Raw genomic sequence first — 16,717 nt, 5'->3', positions numbered from 1 at the left:
CATGGCCGGCACCGAGCTGCAGGACCTGAACTTCGATATCGGGGGCATGACCTGCGCCTCCTGCGCCACGCGCATCGAGCGAAAGCTCAACCGCATCGAGGGTGTGTCGGCCACCGTCAACTACGCCACCGAGAAAGCCCACGTGGAGACCGGTGGGGCGGATGCCGCCACTCTCATCGCCGCGGTCGAAGCGGCCGGCTACACCGCCACCCTTCCGGTGCCGGTCGTGGACGAGGAGCAGGCCGCACCGCCGGTCGATCGCGATGCCGCCGAGCTGCGTCGACGCCTCATCATCTCCGCGAGCCTCGCCATTCCTGTCGTGTTGCTCTCCATGATCCCCGCTCTGCAGTTCACCAACTGGCAGTGGCTCGCCCTCACCCTCTCGGCGCCGATCGTGGTCTGGGGCGCCTGGCCGTTCCACCGTGTCGCCGTTCTCAATGCGCGGCACGGATCGGCCTCGATGGACTCCCTGGTGAGCGTCGGGGTCATCGCCGCCTTCGCGTGGTCGCTCTACGCGCTGTTCTTCGGCAGCGCCGGCGAACCCGGCATGCACATGACCTTCCAGCTGGTGAATACGCGCTCGGGCGCCAGCGAGATCTACCTCGAGGTCGCCTCCGCGGTGACCGTCTTCATCCTCGGCGGCCGGTACATCGAGGCCAGGGCGAAGCGAGAATCCGGAGCGGCACTCAAGGCGCTGTTGCGTCTCGGGGCGAAGGATGCCACGCTCCTCCGCGGGGGAGTGGAGACCCGCGTCGCCGTGTCGACCCTGGTGCCCGGCGACAGCTTCATCGTGCGCCCGGGAGAGAAGATCGCCGCCGACGGTCTCGTGACCGAGGGGGCATCCGCCGTCGATCGCAGCATGATCACCGGAGAATCGGTGCCCGTCGAGGTCTCGGTGGGCGACCGGGTCGTCGGAGCGACGGTCAACGTCGGTGGACGGCTCGTGGTGGAGGTGACCCGGGTGGGCGCCGATACCGAGCTCGCCCGCATCGGCCGCCTGGTCGAAGAAGCGCAGAGCGGCAAGGCCAAGGCGCAGCGGCTGGCCGACCGGGTCTCCGCGATCTTCGTGCCGGTGGTGTTCGGGCTCGCCCTCATCACCTTCGTGGGATGGCTGCTCTTCGGCGGGTCGCTCGAAGCGGCCTTCACCGCCGCGGTAGCGACGCTGATCATCGCCTGCCCGTGTGCGCTCGGACTCGCGACCCCCACTGCCCTGCTCGTCGGTACCGGCCGTGGATCTCAACTCGGCATCCTCATCCGGGGACCGCAGGTGCTCGAGCAGACCCGCACCGTCGACACCATCGTGCTCGACAAGACCGGCACGATCACCACCGGCACCATGGCCGTGGTCTCGGTGGAGCCTCTCGGCGCGACGTCCCGGGCCGAACTGCTCGCCGCCGCCGCCTCCGTCGAGAGCGGGTCCGAGCATCCGGTCGCGCGGGCGATCGTGGCGCTGGCTGCAGCCGAGGGCATCCTTCCCGGCGAATCGGCATCGTTCAGCGCGCAGGCCGGGCAGGGTGTGCAGGCGGTCGTGGATGGCCGACTCACCGTCGCCGGACGCGCCTCATGGCTCGCCGACTCCTGGTCCATCGCACTGTCGAGCGCCGCATCCGCCGCCGTGCAATCGGGCGAGGAAGCCGCCGCCACCGTCATCGCGGTGGCCTGGGATGGCGAGCTGCGCGGCATCATCACCGTGCGGGATGCCGTGAAGCCGACGAGCGCGGAAGCCATAGCGCGGTTCCGCGCGCTGGGTCTTCGCCCGGTGCTCCTCACCGGGGACAACGCCGGATCCGCTCGCACCGTCGCCGCCGAGGTGGGCATCGACGAGGTGCATGCCGGAGTGACCCCCCAGGGCAAGCTCGACCTGATCCACGCCCTCCAGACAGACGGTCGGGTGGTGGCGATGGTCGGCGACGGGGTCAACGACTCAGCGGCTCTCGCGGCGGCAGACCTCGGAATAGCCATGGGCGGCGGCACGGATGCGGCCATCGCCGCCAGCGACATCACGATTGTCAGTGGTGACCTGCTCGTGGTGGCCGACGCGGTGCGGCTCGCACGCCGCACGCTCGGCACGATCAAGGGCAACCTGTTCTGGGCCTTCGCCTATAACGTCGCGGCGCTGCCGATCGCGATGCTCGGCCTGCTCAACCCACTGCTCGCCGGAGCGGCGATGGCTTTCTCCTCGGTGTTCGTCGTGACGAACAGCCTGCGGCTGCGCAGTTTCGCGCCCGCGGACAAGACCGTGACTATCCGGCGCGGTGCGAACTCGTGAACTGCCGCCCGGTGATCGACGACGCGGTGATGCGCACGTAGTTCCACTTCTCCGTCGGCATGAGCGAGTGGAGGCGGAGAACCCCGGATGCCTCGATCTCCTCGTCGGAGCCGAGGCGCACGGCGGTGCCCTTGACGACCACACTCCAGCGACGGCGGTGGTGCGTGCCATCCGTCTCGAGGGCGACGATCGGACGAGTCGTGAGGTCCATGAGCTTGGAGCCGGGAGCGGTGCGGAAGAAGATCACCCGATCCGCTACGACGTAGTTGATGGGAAAGATGTCGACACCGGCCTCGGTCGAGACCGCGAGCCGGCCGAGATCGGCGGAGGCCAGCAGGTGCCAGCTGGCTTCGTCGCCGAGCACGTCGACGGGGGATTCGGGGGATTCTGGCATGGGGGCTCCTCACGGTCAGGGAAGGCATCCAGTCCACCAGTGCCGGCCGTCGGACCTCGGGTCGAAAGTCCCGAACGTGCTCGACAGGCTCTACGCTCGAACGTGATGACCACGGCGATCCCCACCCCTTACGAAGACCTGTTGCGCGACACCCTCGCGAACGGCGCGCAGAAGTCCGATCGCACCGGCACCGGGACGCGCAGCGTATTCGGTCGGCAGTTGCGCTTCGACCTGGCGGAGGGCTTCCCCCTCATCACGACCAAGCGGGTCCACTTCCGATCCATCGCCTACGAACTGCTCTGGTTTCTGCGGGGAGACGGCAATGCCCGGTGGCTGCAAGACAACCGGGTGACCATCTGGGACGAATGGGCGGATGCCGACGGCGACCTCGGTCCCGTCTACGGGGTGCAGTGGCGATCCTGGCCCACTCGAGACGGCGGCACGATCGACCAGATCGCCGAGGTGATCGAGGCGATCAAGACGAACCCCGACTCTCGACGCCTGATCGTGTCCGCGTGGAATGTGGCGGACATTCCCAACATGGCCCTCGCTCCCTGTCACCTGCTGTTCCAGTTCTACGTCGCCGACGGCAAGCTGAGTTGCCAGCTATACCAGCGCAGTGCCGACCTCTTCCTCGGGGTGCCGTTCAACATCGCGAGCTATGCGCTGCTCACCCACCTGATCGCGGCGCAGGCCGGTCTCGGCGTCGGCGAGTTCATCTGGACCGGTGGGGACTGCCACATCTACGACAACCACGTCGATCAGGTGACGGAACAGCTCACCCGGGACCCGTTCCCCGCGCCGACCCTGCGCCTCGCAGCGCGGGACAGCATCGACGACTACGGGTTCGAGGACTTCGAGGTGCTCGACTACCAGCACCATCCCGCGATCAAGGCGCCCGTAGCGGTCTGAGCGGCCCGTACTTTCTGTCCGGCCCGTGCTTTCTGACCGGCCCGCAGGGCTGACCGGCTGCGTTTCCCCGGGCGTGAATCATTGCTGGGGTAAGGCAGCGCCTGAAAGCCGCACCTACAGCCGGATGAAGACCGGGTGGCCCCAGATCGCGCGATGCGAGACATCGGTGCCGGGCTTCGGCGCATCCACGATGCCGCCGTGACCGTCGTAGAAGCCGATGTGCTGGTGCGAGTAGTAGACGAGGTCGCCCATGATCGCCTCCGACTCGGGGATGACCGTGCCCTTGCTGGCCTCGACCACGGCGTTCCCCGGAAGGTAGACGCCGAACTGCCCGTAGACGTAGCGCACGAAAGTGTCGCAACTGAACCCGGTGCTTGGCGAATTGCCGCCGAGGATGTAGGGCACCATCCCCACGAATTGCAGGGCGTACTGCACGACAGCCTCGCCGCCGCCGCCGAGGTCCGGCGGATTGATGTGCATGCTCGCCCCGACCGACAACGGAGTGGCCGGCATCGCTCCACCGGCATAGACACCGTCGGCGGTCTGCACCGCCGCCGCGTAGAACACCGTGGTCTTGTCCCGGGTCACCGGGGTCTCGGCGACCGCTGCGCTCACGCGGAGCTGCTGTGCCTTCGACTGCTGGGAGTGCTGGATGAAGTCGGCGACAGCGTTCGACGACGCTGCGGTGGGGGTGGCGGTCGCCGCGGCAGACACCGCCGGAATGGCCATGGTCGCGGCCATCCCGATCGCCATGGCCATGGCGCCGACGGTGCCGGCAGCGCGCCTCAGCGAGAAAGGTGATCGACGGGAGGGGGCGCGCAGGGAATGCCTGCCGTGATGTGAAGCCAAGAGCGGGGGAGATCCAAATCGCTAGCGTTATCTGGTTGTGACCTACCGCCACGATATCCCATGGCCCCCGAGATGGGGTCAACACGCTCAGGTGGTGCGGCGACCGAGAGCGCGACTGAGCACGAGAATCACCAGGGCGAGCACCGGCATGAGGATGAGCGCGACCCTCAGGGAGGCGACATCGGCGACGAATCCGACCAGCGGCGGCGACAGGAAGAGCCCGATCCTGATCGTCGTGGTCACCCAGGTCAGCCCCGTGCCGGGCGCCAGGCCGGGCAGAGCCTCGGCCGTACGGATCGCCCCGGGAATCAGTGTGCCGATTCCAGCCCCCACCAGACCGAAGGCCACGATCGTAGTGACGGCCGTGGGAAAGATGAGCGCGACGGACATCCCGACCAGGCCGAGGGATGCACCGACTCGCGCAACGGCCCGGTCGCCGAACCGTGTCACCAGGAAGTCGCCGGCGAATCGACCGACGGTCTGCGCGCCCTGGAGGGCGATGAATCCGAAGCCGGCGACCACGGCACCGGTGCCGAGCGAGTCACGCAGATACACCGCACTCCAGGTGGACGTGACATCCTCCAGCATGTTCGCAGCGGCCGCGACGAGGCCGAGTGCAACCAGAAGCCGTGCAAGGCCGAGGCGACCACGTCGAGCGTGCGGCACAGCGGAGGTCGTTGCCTCCGCGAGGTCCGAGCCCGCGAGCATCCACCGGCCGGCCAGGAGGGCGAGCACGATGAAGACAACGGCCGCTGACGCGAAGTGCCAGACCAGGGGGATACGCGCGCCGGCGGCGACCGCTCCCATCACGCCGCCGATCACGGCTCCGACACTCCAGAGGGCGTGCATCGAGTTGAGGATGGAGGTGCCGTACTGGCGCTCCACCCGCAGGCCGTGGGCGTTGTTCGCAATGTCCGCGATCGAATCGAGAGCGCCGGCGATGAAGAGGCCGACGGCGAACAGCCACCAGACCGGCGCGGCCCCGATCAGCACAAGGTTGAGCGAGAGCAGCAGCACCGCGAGCGGCCCGATCCGTGCAGAGGTCCACCGCCGAATCACCGCACCACCGAGTGTGCCGGCGACCAGGGCGCCGAGCGGATAGGCGGCCACCGCGATGCCGAATTGTCCGTTGGAGAGGTCGAGGGCGGCCTTGATGTCGGGAAACCGCGGCACGATGTTCGCGAAGGCTGCACCGTTCAGCAGGAAGAGTGCGGAGACGGCGATTCGCGCTTTCCGCCGGGGTTCGAGCATCCCCCCATGATGGTGCACGCCAGCGCCGATCCGCGGTGCCTCATCCAGTAGTTTTGAGGGGTGAGCGAAACCAGCACAGTCCTCGAATCTCAGTACGCCGAACTCCGCGCGAAGAACCTCTCGCTCGACCTCACCCGGGGCAAGCCGTCACCGGCCCAGCTCGACCTGTCGAACGCCCTTCTCTCGCTGCCGGGAGAGGGCGATTACCGTGACGCTGCCGGTGTCGACCTCCGCAACTACGGCGGACCAGACGGCCTCATCGAACTGCGTGAGATCTTCTCCGAGCTGCTCGCCATCCCCGTCGCCCAGCTGCTCGCCTCGGGCAACGCGAGTCTCGCGGTCATGCACGACACGATCGTCACCGCGCTCCTGCACGGGGTGCCCGGCGGCGCCGGGCCGTGGCGCGACGTGCAGGGCCTCAGCTTCCTCTGCCCGGTTCCCGGCTATGACCGCCACTTCGCGATCTGCGAGGCTCTCGGCATTCGCATGATCCCGGTACCGTTCATCGACGGCGCGCTCGACCTCGCGACCATCCGTCGCCTGGTCGCCGCCGATGCGGGTATCCGCGGAATGTGGGCGGTGCCGATGTATGCGAACCCCACCGGCACGAGCTTCAGCGTTGAGGAGGTCGAGGCGCTCGTGAGCATGCCGACGGCCGCCCCCGATTTCCGCCTCTTCTGGGACAACGCCTATGCGGTGCACCACCTCACCGACGATGAGCCGGCCGTCATCGACGTGTTGGCTGCGGCCGAAGCGGCGGGCAACGCCGATCGTCCCTTCGTGTTCGCCTCGACGTCGAAGATCACCTTCCCGGGAGCCGGAGTCTCGTTCTTCGGAGCGTCCGTAAGCAACATCGCGTGGAAGAAGCACCACACCGCCGTGCAGACGATCGGTCCCGACAAGATCAACCAGCTTCGCCACGTGCGGATGCTCGGGGACGCCGACGGCGTACGTCGCCTCATGCGCGCCCACCGCGCGATCGTCGAGCCCCGCTTTGCGGCGGTGCTCGAGATCCTCGGGCGTCGGCTCACCGGCGTCGCCACCTGGACCACCCCGACCGGCGGATACTTCGTGAGCCTCGACGTTCCGCACGGAGCCGCCTCTGCGGCGGTCGCGCTCGCCGGCCAGATCGGCGTCGCGGTGACGCAGGCTGGCTCGAGCTTCCCCTACGGCGACGACCCCGACGACACGAACATCCGCATCGCGCCGACCTTCCCGTCGCAGTCCGACCTCGACGCCGCGATCGACGCGCTCTGCACCTGCGTGCTGCTCGCCGTCGAGCGGATGTCAGCGCCGCTGGTCGAGTAGCGCCGCGACTCGACCGGCGGGCGGCACGATAGGCCGCCCGTCTCGACCGGCGGGCGACCGGCGGCGGGCATCAGCGGTGCGCGTCGAACCTCGCCAGGGCATCCGCGTCGCGCGAGTACGTCGCCGAACTGCGGGCGCTGTCGAGGGCGGCGACCGGGTCGGACTGCGCCTCGGCCACCTCGAGAAGCCTCTGCGCTTCGGCCAGTCGGGAGCGGGCATCCGCTCCGACGCCTCCTCGACGGCTCGCGATGAAGTCCTGGGTCGCCGCGATCTGGCTCCGAGCACTCACCAGCACTCCGGAGAGGGCCGCACCGGCGTGTTCGAGCCGCTGGGTCTGGTTTCGGGCGGTGGCGAGCGCGCTGTCGAGGCCCGCCACGGCCCCCTCGAGTCGGGCGAGGGATGCGGCGGGGTCGCTGGTGTCGAGTGACCCGAGCACGGACTCGACCGCCGTCACGGCGCTTCCGATCGCCGCACCGGAGCTCGGATCCGGAGCGGAATCCCGCGCGACCCGTGCCTCGGCGAGATCGACCCTGCTCTGGCTCGCGAGGTGATCGAGCCGATCGGACTGCCCGGCGAGAGTGGCGCCGAGAGCGTCCACGGCATCCAGCAGTCTCAGGGCCGTGGTTGCGCTGGCCCGCGCGTCCTGCACGCGATCGGCGACATCGGTGGCCAGCGGGTCGGCGAGGCGGGCATTCGCGGCTTCCGCGCCCTGGCCCGCGGTCGTGAGCAGCTCCCGGGCCTCGGCGACATTGCCGGCGACGGGTGCAATCGCGTCGGGGGAGTAGCGGCCGGCGAGCACCGAGAGGGCGCTCTCCACGGTGGGCACGCGCATCGAGGTGGCGACCACGAGCATCCGGACCTTCCCCAGCTCGGTGGGGGCGTCGGTCTCTCGTCGGCGCAAGGCGTCGAAAGCCGCGGCCTCATCGGTGAGTGCCTGTTGCGAGGTCTCGCAGAGATGGATGATGCGGGCGTTCCATTCACGCTGCTGCGTCGCCGTACCGGGCGGGGAGTCATCGAGTCGATGCTTCAACCGGAATGATTCGGTGAGGTCGCGCCGGGCGGCCGTGAGGGCCTCGGCGAAGCTGCGGGAGCGTTCGTCGCCGAACTGTGCGACGGCGAATCCGAGGTTGTCGTCGGCCTCCGCGACCGCGTCATCCAGTCGCACGAGCAGGATGTTCGCGCGGGTGGCGAGGTCCGTCTCGCTGGCGGGAGGGCCGGGCACCCGGGCGGGCGCGAGCTCTGCTCGGCGCCTGCGCCGCCGCAGGATCGTGAATCCGACGATCACGACGATCGCGAAGAGGACGACAATGGTTACAAGCGCCGTCGTCACGGCCTGGACGAGGTCTGACGAAGCGGCGCGGATTGCCAGGAAGAGCATGGCCGGTATCTTACGTTTCGCGCCCGGTGGCGAGCAGGGCGCAAACCCGGCGCGCGACGAAACTCCCCGCTATCTCCCGACATTCCGCGGCGCCCCCGTTAAGGTGGCCCTGTGTGGCGTGCCAATAGACCTCAGGATGACGACTTCTTCGCGGAGCCGAGCGATAGCCATGCCCATGCGGAGCGACAGGTGACCGCGCCGCACGCGCTGACCCTCGGCGACCCCAACTATTCGCTCTCCAACGTGGCCGAGCCCACCTGGCAGGGCTGGCGGTCGCAACTCGGCGGCATCGGCGGCGTGTCTCCGCTGTTGCATTTCGTGGACGGGCCGCGCACGCGCATCGAGCTCGGCGCGACGCATCCGGGTGGCCTCGCGCAGTTCATCACCGGCAAGTCGACGCTGCTCTCCAACCTGATCCGGGATGACATCGCCCTGAGGGCGGCGAAGATCGCCGCTGCCGAGATCGCCGACAAGAGTCTCGAGCTCGCCACCGCTCGCGGCATCGACTCGATCCACCTGGGTATCGGGATCGCCGAGTGGCAGCACGAGGGCGTGCAGTTCCGGGCGCCCGTGCTGTTGCGTCCGCTGGCCATCCGCCGCTACGGGAGCAATTTCGAACTCAAGCTCAAGGGGGCGCCGTTCCTCAACCCGGAGCTCTCCCGTGCGCTCGAGGCACAGTTCCAGATCTCCCTCGATGCCGAAGCCTTCGTGGCGCTCGCCGAGGAGGACGGTTCGTTCAAGCCCAATCCCGTGATCGATCGGCTGCGCGGCCTCACCTCCCATCTCGAGTGGTTCAATGTTCAGCCGCGACTCGTCGTCTCCTCCTTCGCGGACGTGTCCCGTGCCATGGAGTCCGATGCGGGCGACCTCGAACATCCGCTGCTCGATGCCCTCGCGGGAAATCCCTCGGCCAAGTGGGCCATCGAGGAGAGCTACGCCCCAGTCGAGCCGCAGACCCCCGACCGGCGCACCCCGGAGACCGACACCCTGCTGCTCGATGCGGATGCCGAGCAGGAGAATGTGATCGCCCAGATCGCGGCCGGAAACTCCGTCGTCGTCAAGACCCTGCCGGGCACCGGTGCCACCCAGACCATCGTGAACGCCATCGGTGCCTTGGTCAGCCAGAACAAGCGCGTGCTGGTTGTCAGCGCTCGGCGCTCCTCGCTCGCGGGTATCGCGCAGCGCTTCGGGGATGTCGGCCTCGCCGGCCTCGCGGTCGCTCCCGGCACCCTTCGCCGCGACCTCATCCGCTCGATCGGTCGCAACGAGAAGTCCCGCGCGCCCCAGATCGGCGAAGTGGATGACGCCCTCGTTCGCCTGCGCAAGGTGCTGCTCGACTACCGCGGTGCGGTCGCGCGCACCGACCCGGCTGTGCGTGTCTCGGTGCTCGACTGCCTCACCGAGCTCTCCCGCCTCGCACTCCTGCCCGACCCGCCCGCCACCACAGCGCGACTGTCCCGCCAGTCCGTCGAGCTGATGGCGGATGACCGCGCCGGCGCCGCCCGCGCGATGGTCGAAGCCGCCGGCCTCGGCGAGTTCCGCTACGGCCCGGGCGATTCGCCCTGGTACGGAGCCACCTTCGCGACGAGCGAGGCGGCCTCGCGCGCGCACGCCATCGCCAAGCAGTTGCACCACACCGAGCTGCCGCGCCTGCTCGAACGGGCGAGCGACCTCATCTCCGGCACGCGCATGCGGCCATTCGAGACGATCAACGAACTCGGCATCTACCTTCGACTGCTCATCGACATCCGCGACACCCTCGACCGGTTCCTTCCCGTGGTGTTCGACCGTTCGCTCAGCGAGCTGATCGCGGCGACCTCCGCCCGCAAGGATTCTCCGGAGATGTCCTCCGCGAACCGCCGCCGGCTCAAGAAGCTCGCGCGAGAGTACGTGCGTCCGGGCGTGCACATCGGTGACATCAACGAGAGCCTGCAGCACATCCAGCAGCAGCGCATCCTCTGGCAGCGCTTCGTCGCGGCGGGAGTCACGCCGGAGGTACCGGTCGGCATCGCCGACGTGCAGGTGGCCTACCAGCAGGTGGCCCAGGACCTCGATTTCCTCGATGAACCGCTCGGTGCGGTGACGCGCGAGACGCAGCTGATCCACCTGCCGATCCACATCCTCACCGAACGGATCGCCGCTCTCGCCGCCGAGTCGGATGTGCTGAACAACCTCCAGGAGCGCGCCGAGTTGCGCGCGACCCTCCGGCACCTCCAGCTCGACCCGCTTCTCGACGACCTCGCTTCGCGCCACGTGCCCGACGAGCAGGTCGCCGCCGAACTGGAACTCGCCTGGTGGCAGTCGGCGCTCGAGTCCCTTCTCGAAGCCGATCGCGCCCTGCTCAACGCGAACACCTCAGTGCTCGATCGTCTCGAGGCGGACTTCCGGCTCGTGGACGAGGCCCACGCCGCCGGTAGTGCCCAGCTGCTGGCCTGGCAGCTGGCCGAGAACTGGAGCATCGGTCTCGTGGACTGGCCGGAAGAGGCGAGCGCGCTCAAGACCGCCCTGCGAGGCGGAGCGGTGGACGCCAGAGACCTGCAGGAGGCTGCCCCGCACCTCTCGCGAACGATCGCGCCGGTCTGGCTCGCGTCGCCCTACGAGGTGGCCGGCATCACCGACACCCTGGCCTTCGACACCGTCGTTCTGGTGGACGCCGGCGCCACGACTCTCGCCGAGAACCTGGGCGCCATCCGCCGCGGCAAGCAGACTGTGGCCTTCGGCGATCCGGTCACCCAGACGCCGTCGCCCTTCACCATCGGGTTGGCCGGCTCCGTCGATGCCTCACAGATCGACGCCGAGGCGCTCGATGCCCTGCACGCCGATTCCGCGCTCGCACGACTGTCGTCCCTCCTGCCAACGCTCGCTCTCACCCGCAGCTACCGCGCCGGCGGAGAAGACCTCGCCGAACTGGTCAACCGCCGCTTCTACGCCGGCAAGATCGAGTCGTTCCCGTGGGCCGGGAGCTTTCTCGGGCACGGAAGCATCCGCCTCGACTTCCTGGCCGACGGATCGGGTATGCCCGACCCGGAGTCCGGCGGCGTCGAGAGCGTCGATGCCGAGGTCAATCGTGCGGTCGAGCTCGTCATCGAGCACGCGGCAACCCGTCCGCACGAATCCCTCATGGTGATCACGGCCAGCGCGCGCCACGCGGTGCGTGTGCAGCAGGCAGTGCTCGCAGCCACCTCTGGCCGCCCGGAGCTCAGTGACTTCGTGCTCGGCGACCGACCGGAGCCCTTCACGGTGACGACGATCGAACAGGCCGTCGCCCAGAGTCGCGACCGCGTGATCTTCTCCATCGGCTACGGACGCACCCCGCACGGACGGGTGCTCTCGGACTTCGGCGCCCTCGGTCGTCCGGGGGGAGAGCGGCTTCTCGCGGTCGCGATGACCCGTGCCCGCCGTTCGATGGTGATCGTCACCTGCTTCGAAGCGCAGGACATCGACGAGGATCGCATGCACTTCGGCGCGATCGCCCTCGCGGAGATCCTCACCGACGTCACCGCCCGCAACGCGCTCGGAGCATCCTCGGACGACAGCGAGCCGATGCTCGTCGACCTCGCCAGGCGCCTGCAGCTGCGCGGCCTGCGCGTGGCTCTCGGTCACCGCGGCAAGCTCGGGCTCGTAGCATCCCACCAGGGCATGTGCCTCACCATCGAGACCGACTCTGTACTGCACGGCTCGAGCCTTCGGGAGTCGCTGCGGCTGCGCCCAGAGATGCTGCGCCGGCTCGGATGGCACTACCTGCGTGTTCACGCCTTCGAACTGTTCAGCGAGCCGGATGTCGTCGCGGACCGCATCGTGACGATGCTCGGCGCGTCAGCCGTGGCTCCGGAGACCCAGCCCATCCCGATCGTCGGCACGGCCGGTAGTGCGGCACACCAGGGCTGACGTGGGAAAGCACGACGCCCCCACGCCGCGCGATCGACCGCGCCGACGGGTGACCACCGAGGCGATAGCCGGTTCAGACCCGAACCCGCAAAAGGAACCTCCCCGTCACGCCGAGAACGAGAATGACGAACGACTGAAAGCCGACAAACCGCCCCACTGGGGCCAGACGCACTGATCCTCGCCCGGGCGTTCCGAGTCGCACTCACGCACGAAATCCGGGCCACCGCGCCCACTCCGGGTCGGCTTGCCGACCCCTCGTGACCCCACTGGCCCGGATTCCTGTGCCGGAAGGCCGGCCGAAATGCTACTGAGCCGCGTGCGCTCCACCGGTCGGCGCTGTTGCGGGCTGGCTGTGGTCACCCTCGGGCGACGGGCGTCCGGCGAGCAGGTCGCGGATCTGGATGAGCAGCTCGGTCTCGGTAGGTGGCAGGTCGGCCGGCGTGGCCTCCTCCTCCTGCTTCTGCTTGGCGAAGGCGATCTTGCCCAGGTGGTTGACCGGCAGCACGATCGCGAAGTAGACGACGAAAGCGATGATCAGGAACTGAATGACGGCGGCGATTACCGATCCGAATGCGATGTAGGCGGTCTTCCCGCTCACGGTCGGGATCGGTACCTTGATGGCATCCTTCAGGTCAGCAGCGTTGAACAGAGCCCCGATGAGAGGGTTGAAGACACCAGCCACCAAGGCCGTGACGATAGCGGTGAACGCCGCGCCGATGATGATGCCGACCGCGAGGTCGATCACATTGCCGCGAAGAATGAATTCTTTGAAACCTTTGAGCACGGAAACTCCTCTGCTGTCTCTCATCGAGAGCTACGAACCGGCGGGACCGGTGGGGGAATTCGAAGATACCGTGCCAGATTTCGGGGCGGGGGATTTCAGCGCTTTTGTTTCACCCTTCGAGCTACTTTTTTCGGACTTCGCGGCGGGGGCATCGGATGTCGTCACGGATGCCGACTCCGACGGCGAGGACGACGACGAGTTCGATGATCCCGACGCTGAGGTCGACTTCTCCGCCCGGCTGTCGTTGCGGTAGAAACCGGAGCCGGTGAAGCTCACGCCGATGGAGTTGAAGACCTTGCGCAGCTGGGACTGGCCGCAGTTGGGGCAGACGGTCAGGGAGTCATCCGTGAACGCCTGGTACTGGTCGAACGCGTAGTCGCAGTTCGCACAGCGGTAGGAATAGGTGGGCACGGAGGTCCTCAGTCGTTGGGGGGAAGTCAGAAGCTGACGATGGCGCTGGGGGTGACGACACCGTCCACGCGCTTGTCGTGCACCTCGCTCGGCACACTGTCGACCAACTCCCTGTCGAAGATCACAGCATAGACCGGCGGGCACTTCTCCATGGATCCGAGGGTGCGATCGAAATAGCCGCGGCCCCAACCCATGCGCATTCCCGTGCGGTCGACGGATGCCGCCGGCACGAGGATCAGGTCGACGTCATTGATGGCGATGGGTCCGAGCAGCTCGCCCACCGGCTCCGGCATGCCGAACAGGCCTTCGATCTCCGTTTCACCGTCGCCGACGGTCCAGTCGAGCAGACCGTCATCGCGCGAGATCGGGTAGAGGATGCGGATCTTCTGCGCATCCGCCCAGTTGAGGAACGGCCGGATGTTCGGCTCCTCCGTCGTCGGAAGGTAGGCCGCGACCGAGCTCACCCGCAGTCGCGTGGCCAACTCGATGAGGTGGTCGCACAGTTGGGTGGTGGTCTGTTCCCGCTCCCGGGTGGTCATGATGCGCCGGCGCTCCCGAAGCTCGGCCCGGAGGGCGCGCTTCTGGTTTCTCTCGTCTCCTGTCACTCGCGTACCCCGTTCACGCGCCCAAGTCTATGGTCCGTGTCGAGTTAACGCCGTCGAAATGGTGGTCGTATACCCTTAGCGCCATGGCCTTCACAATCACTAAAGCTGTCATCCCCGCCGCGGGTCTGGGAACACGATTCCTGCCCGCGACGAAAGCGATGCCCAAGGAGATGCTGCCCGTCGTCGACAAGCCGGCGATCCAGTATGTGGTGGAGGAGGCCGTTGCGGCCGGCCTCACCGACGTATTGATGATCACGGGTCGAAACAAGAATGCGCTCGAGAATCATTTCGACCGCGTGGGCGAACTCGAGGCCACTCTGCTCATGAAAGGCGACATCGAGCGCCTCCGCAAAGTGAACTATGCGACCGATCTCGCCGAGGTGCACTACGTGCGCCAGGGCGACCCCAAGGGGCTCGGACACGCGGTATTGCGCGCCCGGATGCACGTGGGCCACGAGCCCTTCGCCGTGTTGCTCGGTGACGACATCATCGACGACCGGGACGTCTTGCTCTCTCGCATGCTCGAGGAGCAGGGCAAGCGCAACGCCACGATCGTCGCACTGCTCGAGGTCGACCCCGCGCAGGTACACATGTACGGAATCGCCACAGTCGAGGCCACCGACGACGAGGATGTTGTGCGGATCACCGGACTGGTCGAGAAGCCCACCCGCGAGAAGGCTCCCTCCAACTACGCGATCATCGGTCGCTACGTGCTGCAGCCCGAGATCTTCGACATCCTCGAGCACACTCCCGCCGGCAAGGGGGGCGAGATCCAACTCACGGATGCGCTCCAGACGCTCGCGGCGAACCCGAGCATCGCGGGCGGCGTATACGGTGTCGTCTTCCGTGGTCGCCGCTACGACACCGGTGATCGTCTCGACTACATCAAGGCCATCGTGCAGCTCGCGGTCGACCGTGACGACCTGGGCCCGGATCTGCGCCCGTGGCTCAAGGACTTCGCAAGCACCCTCGAGTAGTCGCTGATCGAGCGCCCGGGTGGTCGAGTAGGCCGTCCGCGGCCGTATCGAGACCGGGACCGGCCCCGGCTCTAGACTGGTGCGGTGGCGACTCCGATCCCTACCCTCCGTGAGGGCAAGACGACTATCCGCCCCATCCGTCTGCGCGACGCACGAGTACTCGAGCGCGAACTCCTCGAGAACCGCGGCTGGCTGCGCAAATGGGAAGCGACCAACCCGCACGGGGCAATGAGTTTCGATGTGCGCTCCAGCATCCGCAGTCTCCAGGCCAACGCGCGCGCCGGTTTCGGCCTTCCCTTCGCCATCGAATACGACGGGGAGTTCGCCGGTCAGCTCAACGTCTCGGGGATCACCTACGGCTCCCTCTCGTCGGCGACCATCGGGTACTGGGTCTCGGAACGCTTCGCCGGCAAGGGAGTGACGCCGACGGCCGTCGCGCTCGCGAGCGACTACGCCTTCTTCCAGGTGGGCCTGCATCGCATGGAGATCTGCATCCGCCCGGAGAATGCCCCGAGTCTGCGCGTGGTCGAGAAGCTGGGCTTCCGATACGAGGGGCTTCGGCGGCGCTACATCCACATCAATGGCGATTGGCGCGACCATTTCTGTTTTGCTCTCGTCGCCGAGGAGCTTCCCTCAGGAGTGCTGAGGCGCTGGCTCGACGGACGCGTGCCCGAGGGGGCAGGGATCGTGCCCCAGGCCGACTGGGATGCGTCCCTCCAGCGCGGAACACACCCTCGGTAATCGAGGGTTAATCGTCCAAGCCCTCGTACCGTAGGGCTATGGGTGCTGAAGGAGTCGGATCGGGCGTGATCATCGCCCTTGCCGCCGTGCTCTGGCTCGCCTACCTCGTTCCCACCTGGCTCCAGCGTCGGGAGTATCTCGCGACCGAGCGTAACGCGCTCCGCCTGCAGCAGACACTGCGCATCATGGCCGAGACTTCCGAGGTGCCGCTCGAGGTGCGTGCGGAGACGACCGCTCGCAGCGCCGCCCAGCAGGAGCGCGTGCTCAAGAAGCAACTGCAGCGCACCGCGGCCATCGCCGAGGCGCAGGATGCCGCGGTCGCGCGAGCCGCCGCCCGCCGCTTGGCCGAGACCCAGCCCGCTATCGCCGCGGATGTCGCGGCCAGTTCGCCGGCCTCCCGGCGGCTTCGACGTTCGCGGGCGATCACCTCGGCGGTGCTGTTCGCCGCGCTCGTCGCCTCCGGTATCGGTGTCGTCCAGCTTCTCGGCTCCGGTTCCTGGATGCTTCTGGCCGTCGGCGCCGCCGTGACGGCCGGCAGCATCGGGATGCTCGGGCAGATGGCATCCGTCGGCCGAACCAGAGCCGCACTCGCCCGCAGCCTGCGCTCCCGGCCCGTCGTCGTCGTCGTCGAAGCCCCGCGAGCGGTGGTCGTTCCTCCGGCTCCCGTGCAGACGACCTGGACGCCGGTTCCCGTGCCGAAGCCCCTGTATATGTCACGTCCCGCGCCGGAGAGGTCACTCGTCGCGTCACTCGAGGCCGCCGCCGAGCTGCGCCAAGCCGCAGCGGATGCCGAGCGCCGCCTTCGCGAGGCGCACGAGGCTCCGGAGGTCACTCCGATAAGGCCCGCTGCACCGACGGCTCCCAGTCGATTCGCCCGAATGGGTTTCGTCGAAGAGCAGCCAGAAACGCACACCGACCTCGACGCCGTGCTGCGCCGCCGTCGCGCCTAG

General features: G+C 68.0%; 14 protein-coding genes. 7 read left to right on the top strand and 7 right to left on the bottom strand.

Features of this window, described 5'->3' with window-relative positions:
- The first annotated feature begins 1 nt into the window (after position 1).
- On the top strand, positions 2-2,269 hold the full coding sequence (locus tag VLI63_RS12820) for a heavy metal translocating P-type ATPase (RefSeq protein ID WP_409157210.1): 2,268 nt from the start codon (positions 2-4) through the stop codon (positions 2,267-2,269).
- On the opposite strand, the gene VLI63_RS12815 is transcribed toward VLI63_RS12820, so the two are convergent.
- The gene (locus tag VLI63_RS12815) at positions 2,244-2,663 is read right to left on the bottom strand and encodes a pyridoxamine 5'-phosphate oxidase family protein (RefSeq protein WP_409157209.1); all 420 of its coding nucleotides are present in this window, start codon (positions 2,661-2,663) and stop codon (positions 2,244-2,246) included. The two genes, VLI63_RS12820 and VLI63_RS12815, sit on opposite strands and share 26 nt — an antisense overlap.
- A 105-nt stretch (positions 2,664-2,768) precedes the next feature.
- Between VLI63_RS12815 and VLI63_RS12810 the strand changes: the two genes are divergently transcribed.
- On the top strand, positions 2,769-3,575 hold the full coding sequence (locus tag VLI63_RS12810; protein ID WP_409157208.1) for a thymidylate synthase: 807 nt from the start codon (positions 2,769-2,771) through the stop codon (positions 3,573-3,575).
- Between the two features lie 114 nt (positions 3,576-3,689).
- On the opposite strand, the gene VLI63_RS12805 is transcribed toward VLI63_RS12810, so the two are convergent.
- The gene (locus tag VLI63_RS12805; protein ID WP_409157207.1) at positions 3,690-4,334 is read right to left on the bottom strand and encodes a C40 family peptidase; all 645 of its coding nucleotides are present in this window, start codon (positions 4,332-4,334) and stop codon (positions 3,690-3,692) included.
- A 177-nt stretch (positions 4,335-4,511) separates the two neighbouring features.
- On the bottom strand, positions 4,512-5,675 hold the full coding sequence (locus VLI63_RS12800; protein WP_409157206.1) for an MFS transporter: 1,164 nt from the start codon (positions 5,673-5,675) through the stop codon (positions 4,512-4,514).
- Positions 5,676-5,735: 60 nt separating this feature from the next.
- Between VLI63_RS12800 and VLI63_RS12795 the strand changes: the two genes are divergently transcribed.
- Complete coding sequence (locus tag VLI63_RS12795) at positions 5,736-6,983, top strand: aminotransferase class I/II-fold pyridoxal phosphate-dependent enzyme (protein ID WP_409157205.1); 1,248 nt, start codon at positions 5,736-5,738, stop codon at positions 6,981-6,983.
- 70 nt (positions 6,984-7,053) lie between these two features.
- Here the strand turns inward: VLI63_RS12795 and VLI63_RS12790 are convergent, their stop codons facing one another.
- Positions 7,054-8,361, bottom strand: a complete 1,308-nt coding sequence (locus VLI63_RS12790; protein WP_409157204.1) for a hypothetical protein — start codon at positions 8,359-8,361, stop codon at positions 7,054-7,056.
- Positions 8,362-8,472: 111 nt separating this feature from the next.
- On the opposite strand from VLI63_RS12790, the gene VLI63_RS12785 reads away from it, so the two are divergent.
- Positions 8,473-12,249, top strand: coding sequence for an AAA family ATPase (locus VLI63_RS12785; RefSeq protein ID WP_409157203.1), 3,777 nt, complete (start codon positions 8,473-8,475; stop codon positions 12,247-12,249).
- Positions 12,250-12,553: 304 nt separating this feature from the next.
- Here the strand turns inward: VLI63_RS12785 and mscL are convergent, their stop codons facing one another.
- The 3 genes from mscL to VLI63_RS12770 are packed head-to-tail and all read right to left on the bottom strand — an operon-like array spanning position 12,554 to position 14,049.
- Positions 12,554-13,033 (bottom strand): large conductance mechanosensitive channel protein MscL, encoded by a 480-nt coding sequence (gene mscL, locus VLI63_RS12780; RefSeq protein WP_409157202.1) that lies wholly within the window; start codon positions 13,031-13,033, stop codon positions 12,554-12,556.
- A gap of 30 nt (positions 13,034-13,063) precedes the next feature.
- On the bottom strand, positions 13,064-13,444 hold the full coding sequence (locus VLI63_RS12775; protein ID WP_409157201.1) for an FmdB family zinc ribbon protein: 381 nt from the start codon (positions 13,442-13,444) through the stop codon (positions 13,064-13,066).
- Between the two features lie 26 nt (positions 13,445-13,470).
- Complete coding sequence (locus VLI63_RS12770; protein ID WP_409157200.1) at positions 13,471-14,049, bottom strand: 5-formyltetrahydrofolate cyclo-ligase; 579 nt, start codon at positions 14,047-14,049, stop codon at positions 13,471-13,473.
- 83 nt (positions 14,050-14,132) lie between these two features.
- On the opposite strand from VLI63_RS12770, the gene galU reads away from it, so the two are divergent.
- The 3 genes from galU to VLI63_RS12755 all read left to right on the top strand — a co-directional run bounded on the left by galU (position 14,133) and on the right by VLI63_RS12755 (position 16,717).
- Positions 14,133-15,026: a UTP--glucose-1-phosphate uridylyltransferase GalU gene (gene galU, locus VLI63_RS12765; RefSeq protein WP_185201526.1), complete on the top strand. Its 894-nt coding sequence runs from the start codon at positions 14,133-14,135 to the stop codon at positions 15,024-15,026.
- Between the two features lie 84 nt (positions 15,027-15,110).
- Positions 15,111-15,767 (top strand): GNAT family N-acetyltransferase, encoded by a 657-nt coding sequence (locus tag VLI63_RS12760; RefSeq protein ID WP_409157199.1) that lies wholly within the window; start codon positions 15,111-15,113, stop codon positions 15,765-15,767.
- Positions 15,768-15,805: 38 nt separating this feature from the next.
- The gene (locus VLI63_RS12755; protein ID WP_409157198.1) at positions 15,806-16,717 is read left to right on the top strand and encodes a hypothetical protein; all 912 of its coding nucleotides are present in this window, start codon (positions 15,806-15,808) and stop codon (positions 16,715-16,717) included.

This window comes from Lacisediminihabitans sp. H27-G8, from assembly GCF_046156175.1.
In the GTDB taxonomy this organism is placed as follows: domain Bacteria; phylum Actinomycetota; class Actinomycetes; order Actinomycetales; family Microbacteriaceae; genus Lacisediminihabitans.
This window is presented reverse-complemented; position numbering and strand designations above follow the sequence as displayed.

Excerpts from the sequence above, each read along its gene's own strand:
- VLI63_RS12820 (WP_409157210.1), top strand. The coding sequence starts at position 2 with ATGGCCGGCACCGAGCTGCAGGACCTGAACTTCGATATCGGGGGCATG.
- VLI63_RS12815 (WP_409157209.1), bottom strand. The coding sequence starts at position 2,663 with ATGCCAGAATCCCCCGAATCCCCCGTCGACGTGCTCGGCGACGAAGCC.
- VLI63_RS12810 (WP_409157208.1), top strand. The coding sequence starts at position 2,769 with ATGACCACGGCGATCCCCACCCCTTACGAAGACCTGTTGCGCGACACC.
- VLI63_RS12805 (WP_409157207.1), bottom strand. The coding sequence starts at position 4,334 with ATGGCCATGGCGATCGGGATGGCCGCGACCATGGCCATTCCGGCGGTG.
- VLI63_RS12800 (WP_409157206.1), bottom strand. The coding sequence starts at position 5,675 with ATGCTCGAACCCCGGCGGAAAGCGCGAATCGCCGTCTCCGCACTCTTC.
- VLI63_RS12790 (WP_409157204.1), bottom strand. The coding sequence starts at position 8,361 with ATGCTCTTCCTGGCAATCCGCGCCGCTTCGTCAGACCTCGTCCAGGCC.
- galU (WP_185201526.1), top strand. The coding sequence starts at position 14,133 with ATGGCCTTCACAATCACTAAAGCTGTCATCCCCGCCGCGGGTCTGGGA.
- VLI63_RS12755 (WP_409157198.1), top strand. The coding sequence starts at position 15,806 with ATGGGTGCTGAAGGAGTCGGATCGGGCGTGATCATCGCCCTTGCCGCC.